This window comes from Terriglobales bacterium (assembly GCA_035567895.1).
Taxonomy (GTDB): Bacteria; Acidobacteriota; Terriglobia; order Terriglobales; family Acidobacteriaceae; genus Gp1-AA112.
In genome coordinates, this window is the sequence record DATMPC010000090.1 from 39756 (window position 1) to 55685 (window position 15930).

The 15930-nt window shown below is 56.7% G+C and carries 12 protein-coding genes; 2 read left to right on the forward strand and 10 right to left on the reverse strand.

Translation table 11 applies throughout. The features are described 5' to 3' along the window. Window positions 1-49: 49 nt before the first annotated feature. From VNX88_18810 to VNX88_18840, 7 genes are all read right to left on the reverse strand, one after another. Window positions 50-3379, reverse strand: a complete 3330-nt coding sequence (locus tag VNX88_18810) for a hypothetical protein (GenBank protein HWY70726.1) — start codon at window positions 3377-3379, stop codon at window positions 50-52. Window positions 3380-3737: 358 nt separating this feature from the next. After that, complete coding sequence (locus tag VNX88_18815) at window positions 3738-5144, reverse strand: ATP-binding protein (GenBank protein HWY70727.1); 1407 nt, start codon at window positions 5142-5144, stop codon at window positions 3738-3740. Beyond that, window positions 5134-6537, reverse strand: a complete 1404-nt coding sequence (locus VNX88_18820; GenBank protein HWY70728.1) for a sigma-54 dependent transcriptional regulator — start codon at window positions 6535-6537, stop codon at window positions 5134-5136. The genes VNX88_18815 and VNX88_18820 overlap by 11 nt, the downstream gene beginning before the upstream one ends. A gap of 32 nt (window positions 6538-6569) precedes the next feature. Beyond that, complete coding sequence (locus VNX88_18825; GenBank protein ID HWY70729.1) at window positions 6570-8651, reverse strand: TolC family protein; 2082 nt, start codon at window positions 8649-8651, stop codon at window positions 6570-6572. A gap of 56 nt (window positions 8652-8707) precedes the next feature. Continuing rightward, window positions 8708-9412 carry an ABC transporter ATP-binding protein gene (locus VNX88_18830; protein ID HWY70730.1) on the reverse strand — a complete coding sequence of 235 codons (705 nt, stop codon included), beginning with the start codon at window positions 9410-9412 and terminating at the stop codon, window positions 8708-8710. 414 nt (window positions 9413-9826) lie between these two features. Then, complete coding sequence (locus tag VNX88_18835; protein ID HWY70731.1) at window positions 9827-10162, reverse strand: hypothetical protein; 336 nt, start codon at window positions 10160-10162, stop codon at window positions 9827-9829. A gap of 21 nt (window positions 10163-10183) precedes the next feature. Next, a complete protein-coding gene (locus VNX88_18840) occupies window positions 10184-10615 on the reverse strand; it encodes a hypothetical protein (GenBank protein HWY70732.1) in 432 nt (143 codons plus the stop codon). Between the two features lie 348 nt (window positions 10616-10963). Between VNX88_18840 and VNX88_18845 the strand changes: the two genes are divergently transcribed. Together VNX88_18845 and VNX88_18850 are read left to right on the forward strand one after the other, a co-directional pair. Continuing rightward, window positions 10964-11659 carry an RNA polymerase sigma factor gene (locus VNX88_18845; GenBank protein HWY70733.1) on the forward strand — a complete coding sequence of 232 codons (696 nt, stop codon included), beginning with the start codon at window positions 10964-10966 and terminating at the stop codon, window positions 11657-11659. 119 nt (window positions 11660-11778) lie between these two features. After that, window positions 11779-12984: a hypothetical protein gene (locus tag VNX88_18850; GenBank protein ID HWY70734.1), complete on the forward strand. Its 1206-nt coding sequence runs from the start codon at window positions 11779-11781 to the stop codon at window positions 12982-12984. Window positions 12985-12992: 8 nt separating this feature from the next. On the opposite strand, the gene VNX88_18855 is transcribed toward VNX88_18850, so the two are convergent. The 3 genes from VNX88_18855 to lptE form a co-directional block, all read right to left on the reverse strand. Next, the gene (locus VNX88_18855; protein ID HWY70735.1) at window positions 12993-13643 is read right to left on the reverse strand and encodes an alpha/beta fold hydrolase; all 651 of its coding nucleotides are present in this window, start codon (window positions 13641-13643) and stop codon (window positions 12993-12995) included. Between the two features lie 572 nt (window positions 13644-14215). Beyond that, window positions 14216-15346, reverse strand: a complete 1131-nt coding sequence (holA, locus tag VNX88_18860) for a DNA polymerase III subunit delta (GenBank protein HWY70736.1) — start codon at window positions 15344-15346, stop codon at window positions 14216-14218. After that, a complete protein-coding gene (gene lptE / locus VNX88_18865) occupies window positions 15346-15885 on the reverse strand; it encodes an LPS assembly lipoprotein LptE (protein ID HWY70737.1) in 540 nt (179 codons plus the stop codon). Before lptE ends, holA begins: the two co-directional genes overlap by 1 nt. Between the last annotated feature and the right edge of the window lie 45 nt (window positions 15886-15930).

Below are 15930 nucleotides of genomic sequence, written 5' to 3' on the forward strand. Positions count from 1 at the left end.
CTTTTGCAGACTAATACTCCAATCACGCTACAAAGGTTTCATCTTTCTTTTACTGCCTTTCCTCCGTATTTGGAGCTTCATCAGGATTTGGACTGGATGATGGCCCACTGGCAGCCGAGGCAGACGTATCCAGGATGATCGCCGGAACATCCTGCTGACGAACTAGTTGGTTGAACGCGGCAATGTCATTTTTTACAACCTGATCCCATCGCCCAACCTGCTCATCGCTGCGCTGCTTCAACATGTCGAATACCTGGTAAGACTGTCCTGTAGGTGCCGCATCTGCAGTAGATACGGATCCCGCCAGAGCTACAAGTTCGTTGTTGAGCCGGATGGGATAGTTCAGGACGTCTTGCGAACTCTTGGCCTTTGACTGGATCAGCGCGTCCTGAATTGGATCGATCTTCTGCTGCAATTTCTTGCCGGCGTCGCGAACCGCTTTGCCGTGATCATCTTTGGGCAGGCGCTTGTCCAAATCGTCGATCTGCTTCTTTACGCTGTTGATCTGATTCACGGCATCGTCTACCTTGCTCACTTGATCGCGAATTTGGAGAAGCAGGTCGAATTGCTTTTGCAGATCGGCTTGCGTCACCTGGAGGCGCGGATCGCCTTTGATCTCAAGTGGCTGGGTGTAGCTCTTACCACGCACCGTGAGACGTACCTGATAGCTTCCCGGAACTGCAACTGGACCCGAATTGCTTCCACCCCAGAGAATCGCGCCCGGAACCTTGGTGGAATCCTCATAACGCAGATTCCACACAAAGCGATTGAGTCCAGCGTTTCCAGTTGGATTTGCCGGCTGCTGGCGGGAAAAGCCTTCGCCCGCTTCTTCACTCTGCGCTTCAGTTACGCTCGGCTGCTTCGGCGGGAAAGTACGAATTACCTTGCCGCCGGCATCGAGGATCTCGACAGTGACATGTTCCTCTTTTGGTTTTGCGCCGGAAACTTCGCGGGTGGACTCCTGTTTCTGCGCTTCCGTCTTCGCGCCAGTTGGTGCGTTAGCTTGCGGAGTTCCAGGTTCTTTCGCGGCGGCTGCTTCTTGTGTAGCTGTAGGCGCAGCCTCCGTTGCCGCCGTAGCTTGCTGCCCTTCTTTAGACCCCTCGGGCTTCTCTGGATTCAAAGCGGTCTTCAGCGTGTAGTAAATAATTGCGCCGCTCGGAGGATTCTGACCGATGTTGCCGCCGCGTCCGCCGCCACCGCCCCCAAAACCGCCGCCAAAATAGCGATACGCAGTCGACGGTTTGTACAGGGTCATGTCCGCGTTCGCCTGGTCGGCCTTGTATTCACGAAGAGGCGTAATGTCGTCAAGCGCCCAGAAAGCCCGGCCGTGAGTGGCGACCACAAGGTCACGGTCGGTGATCGCCAGATCGCGCATCGAACTCATGGGCAGATTGCGTTGCAAAGATCGCCAGTGCGCACCGTCGTCAAAAGACACGTACACACCGATTTCAGTAGCGGCATACAGCAAACCTTCCCGCTTTGGATCCTCGCGAATGGCGCGCACCGTGGCTCCCGCCGGAAGATCGCCGCTCACTCGCTTCCAGCTCTTGCCGAAGTCAGTAGTCTTGAATGCATAGGGACCCCAGTCGTCCGACTCATGACGATCGACGGCGACATACGCTGTTCCAGCATTGAAGTGTCCAGATTCGATCAGACTGATGCGACTGTAGTGAAAGATCGGTCCATTGCCGGCATCCGGTAGATCTTTGGGTGTCACGTTCGCCCAATTTTTTCCGCCATCGATCGTGATGTGAACGAGTCCGTCGTCGCTGCCGGCCCAGATCGCTCCTGCCTGCAACGGTGATTCGGCAATCGTGAAGACGGTTCCGTAGTACTCGGCGCTGGTGTTGTCCTGAGTGATTGGGCCTCCCGACGACTGCTGTGTGCGCTTGTCGTTGCGCGTGAGGTCAGGACTGATCTCCTGCCAGTGATACCCGCGGTCCGTCGTCTTCAACACCACCTGAGCGCCGTGGTAGATCACATTGGGATCGTGTGGAGAGATCACGATCGGTGCGGTCCACTGAAATCGATATTTAAGATCTACGTCGCCGTGACCCATAGGATTCAGTGGCCAAGCGTTCATCTCACGCTCCGTGCCCAGTTCCTTATTGAATTCTGTGATGCTGCCGTCATAGCAGCCTGCGTATACGATGTTGGCGTCCTTCGGATAGGGAGCGATATATCCGCTTTCGCATCCGCCTACCGGGTTCCAGTCAGTGCGATCAATCCCAAAATGGTTCGTGGCGCTGGCTATGCCGACCGAGGTATTGTCCTGCTGTGAGCCGTAAATACGATATGGGAACTGGTTGTCGACGATCACGTGATAGAACTGCGCGGTAGGCTGGTTGTCTTGCGATGTCCAGTGCAGACCGCCATCGGTGCTGACGTCCGCGCCGCCATCGTTCGAGTTGATCAGGCGCTTTGGATTAGTAGGGTCGATCCATAATCCGTGATTGTCACCATGCGGCGTGGTGAGCTGAGTGAAGGTCTTGCCGCCGTCGATCGAGCGATACGATCCCGTGTTGAGGATGTAGACGACATCAGGATTCTTCGGGTCGGCGAAGACGTGCGTGTAGTACCAGGCGCGCTGGCGGAAGCGATGATCGTCGTTGATCAAGCGCCAGTGTTCGCCACCATCGTCGGAGCGATACAGGCCACCTTTGTCGTTTTCGACCAACGCATACACGCGGTTTGGTTCTGCGGAAACGGCAACGCCGATTCTTCCTAGAACTCCTCCAGTAGGGAAGCCGTTGCCTTTGACTTGCTGCCATGTGGTGCCGCCATCGGCTGAGCGATAGAGCCCGCTGCCTGCGCCGCCGCTGACCATTGAGTACGGCGTGCGGTATGCCTGCCACAATGCCGCGTACAGGACGCTAGGATTCGACGGATCGAAGACTACATCGATCGCTCCGGTCTGATCGTCCTTGTAAAGGACCTTCTGCCAGGTCTTGCCTCCGTCGGTCGAGCGAAACACCCCCCGATCTGCGTTGCGTCCGTAGGCATGTCCCAAAGCCGCCACAAAAACGATATCGGGATTCCTTGGGTGAATGGCAAGGCGGCCAATGTGACGCGTATCTTCGAGTCCGACGGCGTGCCAGGTCTTGCCGGCATCGGTGCTCTTGTACATCCCATTGCCTTGCAGGATGTTGTTGCGAATGCATGCTTCGCCGGTGCCGACGTAGATGACATTCGGATCCGACTCAGCCACTGCGATGGCTCCAACGGATGAGAACTTCTCTTTGTCCGACATCGGACCCCAATTCAGTCCGCCATCGGTTGTCTTCCACACGCCACCGCCAACTCCGCCGAAGTAATAGGTGTTGGGTTCGCCAACTACTCCGGAGACCGCGAGCACCCGTCCGCCCCGAAATGGGCCCACCAATCTCCAGTTAAGACCCTTGAATAGCGGATCCTCCTCAGTCTTCGCCTTCCCCTCCGCAACTGTAGCTGGGGCAGCAGAAGGTACCTCAGCTGTAGGAGCATTTTTCTTTTTCGAGGACTTTTGCGCGGAAAGGAAAGACGTCGGAAGAAGCAACAGGCAGGAGATAACGCACAACCGGCGCAGAACAAGGCTCATCAGTATGGCTCCAACAATGAAATCGAAACGGATATGCTAAGGCTTCGTTGGGAAAAGGGAAAGGGCGACAGTTTCACGGGATGGGTTGACTGAACATTACTGACGCTTCGCCTGAAGGTTCGGAGGCCGAGAGCGTGCCGCGTCGCACCTGTGTCGCCATTCACTGCAAGGTGGCGTGAGAATCCAGCGGCAAACGAAGCGTGGCTTGGCAGCCACGCACGTCCTTACGATTTTCCAGCGTAAGAGTCCCGCCGTGCGCCTCCGCGATCTGTCGGCTCAACACCAGACCAATTCCGCTTCCGCCAGACTTCGTGGTGAAGAAGGGTACGAATAGATTGTTGCTGTTTAACAGCCCGGGGCCCTGATCGCGAATGAAGACCTCGACGGAGAGTCCGTTCACTCCCCAGCCAACTTGCACCGAACCTGGGGTGCGGATTGAAGGATCGAGAGAGGCGTCCACGGCATTCCTCACGACGTTGATCAGCAGCTGCTCCAGCTGATCGGGATCGCCATCGAGCGTGACCTCGTCACCCGGCACTACTTCAACCGGCAAGCGAGCCTCTACTCCTGCAGCGTGACGTACAAGCGATCCAATTTGAACTTTGCTGAACGTCGGAGCCGGGAGCCGGGCCAGCTTTGTATACGCCTGCATGAAGCGACTCAGGGCGTCAGCACGGCTCTCGATTACCTCGAGGCCACGTTCCACATCCTGATTCCAATCCTCAGGACGATTGGGGCGCGATGCTAACGAACGGAGAGTCCCGGCGATCGATTTGATCGGCGCAAGGGAGTTGTTCAGTTCATGTCCAAGCACCCGGATCAAGCGCTGCCACGCCTGCCGCTCTTCCTCACGCAGAGCACGACTGAGATCGGAGATAAGCAGCAGTTGATGCGGCACGCCGCGTTCACGAAACGAAGTCTGTTGAATCGCCCAGCGTCCTTCGCGGCCGGGAAAGCTCATCCGGATTGTGCGTCCGCCGGGTTGGTTGAGCAGGCTATCCAGACGGAGTTCATGAGCGCTGCGTCCCATCATTCGCTCCTGGGTCATGCCCATGAGCTGCTCACCAGCGCGATTCACGATGCGAAGCCGCTGCTGGGGATCGAAAGTAAAGACAGCAACATCAATCTCCATCAGCACTTTCTTCAGGAGTGCGACAGCCTCCATCGATCCGAGGCGCTGGCCCTGAAGCGTATCTGAGAGAGCGTTGATCTCGAGAACAAGCTCACCGAGAGCATCGTTGCGGCTGGCGCGTCGCGCGCGAAAGGAAAAATCCTCCTCGCGCAGCGCGGCTACCATGTTGGAGAGTGTTTGCATGGGGCGAACCACCTGAGCCCGCAGTGAGAAAGCGCCGATAAGCCAGGCGAGTACCAGGAAGAAGGTGAGCGTCCATTGGGTCTGCGAGGAGAAGTTGCCGAGCCAAAGCATCAGCTCGCAAACACCTAAAGGAAACAGGCCAGCGAAAAGCGCATACAACACAAAGCGCCTCTCGAAGCTCATCTTTTTTTTCTTTTTGCGCTGAGAAGATGTCGCTACGGTATGCCCGAAGATGTCGAGCTCAGAGGCCATATTTCTGGATGCGGCGATAGAGCGCGCTCCGGCTCAAGCCGAGCGCCTCTGCCGCGTGACTGATGTTCCCAGAATAGCGGGACAGCGTCTTCCGAATGAGCAGCGATTCTACTTCCTCAAGGCTCATCTCTTCCATCGAAGTCGTGCTCTCGCGTTTATCGCTCAACCCCAAGTCGCTTGGACGGATCGATTCACCCTGACATAGCAAAACGGCGCGCTCAATGGAATGATCCAGTTCGCGCACGTTCCCCGGCCAGAAGTACTCGAGCATCTTCTGCATCGCGGCAGGATCGAAACGGAACACCTGCTTGCGATAACGCTGCGCATAGCCCTTAAGGAAATGCTGCGCCAGAAGGGGAACGTCTTCGCGACGGTCGCGCAACGGAGGTAGATGGATCTCGATTGTATTGAGGCGGAAGAGAAGATCGGCGCGGAACGTTCCCTTGGTGCACTCCACTTTCAGGTCTGCATTGGTCGCCGAAAGTACTCGGGCATCCACGCTCTTCGTTTTCGATGAGCCCACACGTTCCATCTCTCCGGTTTCGAGCACACGCAGCAGCTTGGCCTGCTGTTTGATGGGCACATTGGCGATCTCGTCGAGAAAGATTGTGCCTTTGTCTGCCAGCTCGAAGCGTCCGATGCGATCGGTGCGGGCGTCAGTGAACGCGCCCTTCACGTGTCCAAACAATTCGCTCTCGAATGTTCCTTCGGGGAGGCCACCGGTATTCACCGTCACCATCGGCCGCGAGGAGCGTCCGGAGAGCATATGCAAAGTTCGGGCAACGACCTCCTTGCCCGTTCCGTGCTCGCCAGTGATGAGAACATTGGCGTCGCTGGGCCCGATACGCGCCACCAGTTCCAGCACCGGCTGCATAGTCTTGGATTCGGCAATGAACGTAGGTCGACCTTGCGCCTGGAGAAGACGATTCTCGGCCTCCAGGTGTTGCGCGCGCTTCAGGGCGTGGCTGAGTTCCACCTGAGTCCGCAGAATGCTCACCAGCCGCTCGTTTTCCCACGGTTTCTGTATGAAATCTCGAGCACCGCGGCGCATGGCCTCCACCGCGATGTTGACGCTGCCCCACGCTGTCATCACGATGACCGGCAGAGTGCTATCCAGTGCCTGAATTTTTGAAAGAAGAGCCAGACCTTCTTCGCCGGATGTCGTGTCGCGGCTGTAGTTTAGGTCGATAAGCAGAATGTCGAATTCTTCGGAGGCAAGCTCCTCCATCACCGCTTCAGGCGAAGCGACCGTATCAATGCGATAGCCCTCGCCCTTCAGCAACAGGCGAAGCGCCTCGCGCACGTCTGCCTGATCGTCCGCTACGAGGATTCGGGGAACCACGGGGGCACTTGTCGACGTGATTTCACCCGGTTCCACGCTACTAATGGGCATTACTCCTCCATGGAATCAACCCGGCTTCCTGCCTATTCCTGTGCGCTCGCTGGCGCGACTCCCGCCATATGTGGCGGCGCGTGCACGATGCCGCTCTCCGCGTCCTCGATGCTGATGCCATTATTCACAAGCGTAGCACCGATGGCGCGGTCGAGTTCCACCCGCGACTTCGCGTAAGCGGTAGTCGCCGTTACGAGATTCGACTCTGCAACCGCGAGATCGCGACCCACCTGCAGCACCTGCAAGCTGGTGGAAGCTCCCAAGGCGAGCTTCTTCTGCTCGATTTCCAGAGTGCGTTGCGCCACGTCCACTCCCTTGCGAGCGGAGACGACGCGGGCACGATTCTGCGTGAGCGCAAACTGCGCGTTGCGGACTTCGATACCCACCTGATTCTGAAGCTGCTGCAAATGCAGCTCTGCCTGCCCAAATTCCAATTCGGAACGAACCTGGTCGGCCTGCGCAACTCGATTGCGTAGGGGGATATTCAGGTTGAATCCGACAGAATAATCGGGGGAGCTGCCATTAAATGTGCGCGTAAAAACATCTCCAAAGCCGGTGATCGGCAGTCCGGAATTCGACACCAAGCCCGGATTTGGAACACCAGCGAGCCCGGATCCTCCGTAGAAGGCCACAAAATCCAGCGATGGGAGCAAATTATTCTTTGCAGCCTTACGCGAGATCTGACGGTTGGTCATATCGATTCGCGCTTCGGCCAGCTCCGGACGGTGTGACAAAGCCTCGGCGACGAGGTCTTGCGTGGGAACTACCGGTTCGTTTTGCGGAACGACGATCGTGTCCGTCGGAGCCAGCGCAGCCGAGGCTACCTCCGGATCGCTCAGGTTTCGTGTGACCGCATTCTTCATCAGGAGTTCCTGAAGCTGAAGATTGGTTTGCGCAATGATCAGATCCTGATTGCTGGAGTCCACCACGGCTTCATCGCGTGTCACTTCAATCGGAGCGATCGCCTGCAGCTCTACCTGTTTCTTGTCGTCTTCGAGGGTCTTCTGCGCCAGAGCAAGCGAACGTTGCTTCACCTGCACGTCTTCCACGGCGTTCACCAGATCCCAGTAAATATTCTCGATCTGCGTTGTAGTTGCGATCACCTGGTTGCGAAATGCGATGTCGGTGACCTCACGGTTATTCTTCGCAATTCGCAAGAACCGGAGGTTTGGCCCGAGTCCAAATCCGGACAGCAAGCGCTGCGTGAGAGTGAAGCGAAAGGCTGAGTTGAGCGCGGGCACCAGGTCCGTAAAACGCCCGTTGGTGGTTTGCCGGCTGTTCTGCACGCCAAAGTCAATTGCGGTTCCAGTAGGGAATGCCTGCTGATAACTCATGTTGGCATTCGCCGTATTTTGTTGGACCGACGGCACGCCGAACGTCACCTGGTTCGCAATCGGGAATACGCCGTGCTCAACATTGAAGTTGGTTGTGATCTGTGGATCGTAGGAATTTACTGGTGCGCCTGCTCCGATCGTCGATGTCACCAGGCCGCCCGCACCCGTTCCGGCGCCGCCGGCACCGCCTGAAGTTCCACCTGCGCCCGCGCCCGGAGCGCCGCTGCCGAAACCGCCGATGCCTCCGCCCGGAGTTCCCTGCACCAAGCCGCTGGCAACGCCGCGAACGCTCCCTCCGGCTTTCGTACGCAGAATGTCGGTATCGGCGATGTTGAGGTTATAGCGAGCGATCGCCAAGTCGAGGTTGTTCTCCAACGCTAATGCGATTGCATCGTTAAGGGACAGCATGAGCTTGCCATCTTTGATGAGCTGATTGATGCGTGCCGAATTGTGCAGCTTGGGCGAGGACAGAGTGCGTCCCTCGTACGGAGCAAACAGATTTGGGAAAGACTTTCGAGGCTTGGAGAAATCGACCTTGCCCACAACCTCCGAATCAGTAGTTGCCGACCGTTCCGAAGGTGCTGGAGTCGGAGCTTCCACGATTGAAGCGCTCGGTGCGTTTTGCGCGCTTTGGTCTTTCTGTTGTGCCGCAGCGCTCTGTTGTGCCGCAGCGTTCTGCTGGGTCGCGGCGCTGCCTTGCGCTGCCGCGGCCAACGGAAGGATAGTGGCGATCGAGAACAGCGCAATTGCTCTGAGCTGCGATTGAAAACACCTGTACATCGGCTTCAAGGCTCCTTTTCGTCCTTGGATCAACTCTGGTTATGTCGAGAAATCCCTTATGTCACCAAGGCGTGCCCAGCTTCCACCGGATGCGCCGTGTCTCCCACGATCCATCCGTCAAGCAGCTTGATAGTGCGATGTCCGTAAGCCGCATTCGCCTCTGAGTGAGTTACCTGGATGATCGTCGTTCCGGCTTCGTTGAGCTGCCGGAAGAGCTCCATGATTTCCTTTGCTTGATCTGAGTGAAGATTGCCCGTCGGTTCGTCTGCGAGAATCAATTTCGGCTTGTTGATCACCGCGCGGGCCACGCCCACTAATTGCTGCTGTCCACCCGACAACTGATTCGGATATAGATCTTTTTTCCCGACAATGTTGAACCGGTCAAGCGTGTCGCACACCATGCTGGTGCGCTCAGATTTCTTTATGTCCTTGTACGAGAGCGGGAGATCAAGGTTCTCTGCAACCGTGAGGTTGTCGAGCAGGTGGTAGCTCTGGAAGACGAATCCGATGTTCTTCTTGTTCAACTCGGAACGCTGTTTGCGGTTCATCTTGTGCACTGCTTCGCCCGCAAAGTAGTACTCGCCGCTCCATTGATCGTCGAGCATCCCCAGGATGCTCATCAGAGTGGTTTTGCCGGCGCCGGATGGCCCCATGATCGTCACAAACTCGCCCTGGGGCACATCCAGATTGATCCGGCGCAATAGCCAGATCGTACCTGCCGCCGACTTGATCGTTTTCTCTATACCGCGTAACTCAATCATCTTTTGATCCCGAGAGACTTATTCAAAGTGGAGGAATCGCACGTCCTCTTCCGAATCTGTGTTCCCGATAATTGTATGATTACGAATGCGTTAACCCCCAAACTGCGAGAGGTCTTTAGGGGCGTATGTTCGTGGACGCGAAGAGGTGTCCGAAAATGAACAGCACGACTTCGGGCTTGAACCGGGTACTTGAGACCACATAGCCGCTGAATCTGATCGAAGCCTCCGGTTGAGGTTCCGGAGCGCCGGGGGGCGCTCGCCCCGCGTAGGGTTGATACGCAAAAGAATTGCGGGGGTACCCTCAACATTTTCGTGCGCCGGGCGAGGGCGGGGTCCGCAGCAAGTGATGTCTTTCGGCCTACTGGGGTGCAGACGGCGCGCCTAGCGCGCCGCTGTAATCCGAGTCTGCACGTCCTACAGCAGTTTGAGCGACGTTACCTTCAACGTGTCGCCGTGGACATCGCCACTGACGTCCACGCGCAGGTGAGCGTTTTTGTCTGATTTCTTGAGAGCATCCAGTACCAGACTGTTGCCGTTGGAATCGAATTTCAGAAACTTATGGTCGCTGGTGACGATTCCAAAGCCGCTCTTCTGGCATTGAAGCGCGCATTCACGAGTATGCGCGTCAGGGTCTTTGGCCGCGTTCTTTGCACACGCCACGTCAACTACTGGCGCATCGTTGAAGGTTTCGGCAGCAGCCATGGCTGCGAAGCTGGCCATGATTGCAATAACGAATAGGAATTTACGCATTGAGTATTCTCCCTTTCGGATTTATGCAGTAGCTCTCAAACTTGAACTCGGTTCCCGAAGCGCGATTCTATCCTCTCGCACAGCCGAAAGCTGTGAGAGCGCGAAAGCAGCGACGGCCAATTCTACGTCGCGCATCGCCAGGTCGAAGAACATGCCGGTGGTCAACAGATTGATGGAGATGCCGAGCAGCCACAGCATCACGACGTAGCTGCCAAGTTTGGTGAATCGGCTCAGAACCACAATGCCCGCGATGATCTCGATCACTCCTACGACATGCATGAACGTTGCGGTACTCAACGGCACAACTTTCGTCGCCAGTGGGCTCAAATACATTCCCCAATCGACGATCTTGTTGAAGAACTTGTCGAATCCGACGATGACTGGTCCCGCCCCCAGACCAATTCGCAGCGCCCACCAGGCGGCGTTTAGTCGCTTATCAAAATTTCCCCTCATCCCTGCCTCCTGCTGTAACAGAGTTACGGCGAGGCAAAGGGTTACAGACTTAGAGTAATAGCTCGAATTCTGTGTGCCGCGTTTCGCGGCACACGGTGAGTTGAGCCCGGCAGGCACTGCCGGGTAAGAAACCATTGAATAGAGCCCCGGTTAGGGGCGGCACTCGGTTTGATTGAGTGCCGCCCTTACAGGGCTCCAATGAAAAATCGCTTTCCCGGCATTTGTGCCGGGCTCACATCTCATCGTGCCGCGAGACGCGGCACGAACCGGTCGTCGGTCAATACAGATGGTCCTCGCGGCTCACAAATCGCTGTAACCTAATCTTGGCTCTGCACTCTATTTACTGTGATGGGAAACACCGCGATTCTCGAACGAGCAAAGACCGAGGCCTGGAGCGATGAAGAAGTAGTCGCCCGTGTCCTAGCGGGGGAAACTGCGCTCTACGAGCTGATCATGCGGCGTTACAACCAACGCCTGTACCGTGCAGTCCGCGCTATCCTGCGAGACGAGCACGAAAGTGAAGACGTGATGCAGGATGCTTACGTTCGCGCCTACCAGCATTTGAACCAGTTTGCCGGACGTTCGCAGTTCTCTACATGGCTCATTCGGATCGCCGTCCACGAGGCACTAGCCCGTTTGCGCCAGCGGCGGCGTGTGATGCAGCTTGACGAAGTTTCTTCCGAGGCAGATACCAGCATGCTTTATTCCAACTCCGAAAATCCCGAACAATACACCTCGAAGGCAGAGCTCGGAAACCTGCTGGAGGAAGCGATCCTGAGCCTGCCGGAGCAGTTTCGTGCCGTTGTCATGCTTCGTGACGTCGAAGAGATGAGCACGGCTGAAACGGCAGAAGCGTTGGAGATCTCTGAAGAAAACGTAAAGACTCGCCTGCATCGCGGACATGCGCTTCTGCGCAAGAATCTCTTAGTCCGCGTGTCCTCGAATGCCAACTGTGCATTTCCCTTTATGGGAGAGAGTTGCGACCGTGTCGTGGCGCAAGTTCTGGGGCGAATCCAGGCTGTGTTTCCCACATCGGTTGCATAACGTGAATGGCCTAGACCAGTTGAAGCCACGCAGTTACTAACGGCCGTTGTCGATCGGCACCTGAAGTAATCCTAGAGTTCCGTAGAAAGACGCTATTGTTCTGCGTGGAGTAGCACGCAATGATAGTCAAAGCTCTTTCTTCGCTCGCGCTCTCGGCGCTGGTCGGCATAACTATTTTCGCGCAACAGACGGTTACGGGAACGGTGGTAGGCACGACTCCCGGATCAGCCATTGGACGACGCATGAGCATCATGCAAGTTCAACCGCCCCCTCCCACCTGCGACACACCTGCAAGCGGCAAAGGCCCAGCACTGCCGGGAATGATCTTTTCGCGCATGATGGGAGATCTGGTGTGTGAGCGCCAGCCCGATGGAAGTTCCAATAAGATTCTGAGCGGAGCACCTTTCGCTGCCATCTCCCCGAGTGGGAATGAAATCGCTTACTGGCTAGTGGACAAGCACGAGCTGCATCTGTTCGCAACATCGACGCACACAGACATCGTCATTGACTCTCTCCCTGGCGCGATCATGCGTGAGTTGATTTGGTCGCGGCAAGGCCGCAAGCTGTCGTATCTCGCGAGCGCAGTCGAGCCCGCTGGAATCCGCACTGTCGACTTTGATTCGGGCAAGCGCAGTTTGCTCGCAGGACACTTCACTACCCTGACCGATTCACCCGATTCTGACTATCTTCTTTCGGTGACGACCACAGGTGTGCACAAGATCCGGCTCGCTGATGGAAAGTCAGAGATGCTCGCCGCGGCTGAGTTTGCCACCGACGCTTCTCTCTCGCGCAGCGGACAATTACTTGGGTTTCTTGTGCCTCCCCCTCCCAAAAACGTTCCAGCGAGTGCAAACGCACAGGCCGAGGAGGAGGATTCTCCCGACTGCACTGGCGGTACATCGATTTTGAAAGTGCAACAGAAAGGGAGGCCTGGGCTGCTGGACGTCCCTTTCCCAAAAGGATTCGACAGTGTTCTGGACTTTGCATTCTCACCCGACGACCGAAGCATCGCCGTAACCTTCGGTGCGGCCGCCTGCGACTACCCCGGAGATGTGGCTCGCGTCTATGTGGTCTCGCTGCCGGACCTGAAGTTAACTCTGGTTTCCCCAGCGGATCGCCTTAGCGTGAAGCCCCAGTGGTCGCCAGACAGCAAGGTCATTGTCTACTCCGACTACACGAGCAGCGATTCCGGGCTCTTCGCGGTTGACCTCCAGGCCCGAATGGTGACGAGGGTGACCGAGTCGCACGACAACGGTCCCGACCAATGGATGGCCTGGCGGTCCGTGCAGTCTGTGATTGCCGGCAAACTCCCGGCAGGCAAATAGCCAGCCAGCTATCGAAAGAATTGGGCAAGACTCTCAACAACCAGCGTGACGAAGGAATCAGATTTCTTCTTCGAGAGAAGTTCGTGTCCAGCACCCTCAATCGGCAAAAGGTGAGTCTCGGCGGGAATTAGGGCCAGCGCCGACTTCATCTCCTCGATTGATCCAAACGGATCACGCGTCCCGTGCACGAAGAGCGCGCGCGTCTGCAGCTTGGGAAAGTGTGCCGTGCGCAACTGCTCAGGCTTGCGGGGTGGATGCAGCGGATAAGAGAGCAACAGAAGACCATCTACCAACGAAGGCTCGCGAGCACAGAGCATGGTTGCCATGCGTCCTCCATACGAGTGCCCACCCAGAAAGACGCGGCCTTTGATCTGCTCCCGCAGCACTTGAACCGCTCTCTGAAGACCCGCCTGATCTTTTTCAGCGCTGCCCATCGGCGGCCCATGCGGCCGCGATTGGCGAAAGGGAAGATCACAGCGCAGAACCGTCAGGCCGGTAGAGCAGAGAGCGTCAGCGAGTGCCACGAGCAACGGCGAATTGCAATTGGCTCCCGCGCTGTGAGTGAGGACCAGTCCAGCCTCAGTGGGTTTCTCGGGGCGATGAACGAAGCCACGGACTGTTGGTTCGTTCGGCGACTGATCCAGAAACGGCTCTTGCATAGAACGTATAGCTTCGCATGAGTAGCGGTTCCGTTTTTGTTAGAGCGTCGGATGACGAAAATATTTTTTCTTTTGCTCGTAACCTCTTGAGCAGATTGAACTGGAAAAGTTGTAGAACAACGGATGAAACTTGCCTTTCCTTCATGAGTTGAGCCATCATCCAGAGGTGCGCGTGAATTCCAATTTGGGATTACGAGAGGATAACGACAGTAATCATAAGTGTCTTAAGCAGGCAGTTCACCTAACAAACCGATCCCATTATTTCAACAATGAATCCCATCCTGATCCCATGGTGTTCAGTGGGATATCCCATCGCGATCCCATGTCGTTGGATGGGATTATCCCATCGCGATCCCATAAGTCCGATGGGATCTGGATGGGATCTCGTCAGCTAAGTCCTTTAAATAATGGGATCGACCTAAAAAATGCACTCTTCTTCTGAAACATCTTGCGGCAAAGGTAGAGACGCAGTCCGCCGTGGCGGACGTCTCCACGATGCAGATTGGGAAGTCGGCACTGCCTGGTGCGTGGAGAGTGCATGACGGAGACGTAGCATGCTGCGTCTCTACGAATCAGAGGACTAGTTCTTCCTGACTCCACTGCGGTCCTGCCGGCAAGGGTTCCACGCATAGATCGATCACGAGCTTCTCCAATACAAGCCGTTTGCTGGCGGGATTGGAACGGAGAGCGAGATCGGCGCGCGCGAGCAGTCGCAGCGCAGCCGTGAGTTCCCGGCGCGACTTGTAGCGGCGGGCCTGGCGGATTACATCTTCGGCAGCGAAGGGAGGCACGCGAAAGCCCTGCCACAGCGCCTGCCAGATGGCGCGGGAATCGCGAACGTTTCTCTCCAGAATCACCAGCATCTGGCGGAAGGTGCGTGCCAGCATGTAGATGTGCCCGATGGCCGCTTCCTCGCCTTCTTGGCTTGCGAGCAGCGCATCGAGTACCGACAAGGCACGCACTCGGTCCTTCGAGGAGATCGCATCGGTGAGCTCATACAACGAGCGTTGTTTGGCGGCCAGCACCAACGTCTCCACGTCGCCGATGGTGATTCGCTTCTTCTGTCCAACGAACAATATGAGCTTCTCGAGTTCGTTGCTCACGAGCATCATATCCGCGCCCAAGGCGTCGACGAGTTCCCGTGCGGCTTCCGCATCCACCTTTACGGCTTCCTTCGCCGCGCGCTCCACGACCCAGCGCATACCTTCGTCTTCCTCGACGCGAGCCAGTTCGATGACGGCGCAATATTCGCCGAGGGTTTCGCGGATGCGTTCGTAACGATCTTTGTCCTGCATCTCCATGCGGCGCACGTCGGAGGGAATGCTGATGTGATCGGCGACAAAGATCAGCACCGCGGCAGGATTGGGATCCTGGCAATATGCCTCAATCGCCGCGAATTCTTCCTGGTGCGATCCACGTCCATACAGGGCCTTCACGCCCCGAATGAAGAAAACCTGGAACGGCGCCATCAGGGAAGGCGTGCGTGCCATGTCGAGAACTTCGGCAACGCTGGTTTGCGTGAGGTCGAAATCGTACAGGCTGAAGTCGCGGAGTTCGGATGGAACTAAATGCTCAATCAGCGCAGCCCGACAGCGGTCACGAAAGAATACTTCGTCGCCGACTAGGACGTACGCGGCCTTCAGCTTGCGCGCCGAGACTTCGGAAACGAAGCGCTCAGTGGCAGCAAAACTGCGGCCGGCCATCAGAATCCCTCCAGGATTTCGGCAACCAGAGTGCGCGCGAAGTCCCGTGAAAGGCGATCGACGGCAGGCGGGCTTTCGTCGAAGAAGCTCGTGACCTCGCGACTCACCTGATACTGTTCGCGAAATTGGTAGTTTGGATTCTCGAAGAGCGTCTTGCCGTGCTTATCGACGAGCTTGACGCTCATGTTGATCTGCACAATCGCGCTCGATTGTCTCCCGGTTTGGGAATCGTACGTCAGAGGATAAATGTTCGTGGTTACGACCGTGCCGTGAAGGACGGCATCGGAGGTGCCGTCGTCGTTCGTGTCAATCTTGTACGGACTGCGACTCGTGAACTCGCGAACCACGGCTTCGGTCAACACCTGCTCGGCGCGATAACTGTTTGTTTTATTGACAAAGATCGGTACTGCGATGGTGTCGATGCCAGATGGGAGTTTTACCTGCGCGTGGGTGGAAGAGTGATAACCGCAGGCCGTGAGAACGAGACATGACAGGAGGATGCCTGCAACGAGGCAGCGCGCCCAAACTAACACTGTCATCCCTCGCATCCGCCGCGGCGGACGCGGGGGATCTGCTGTTTGATC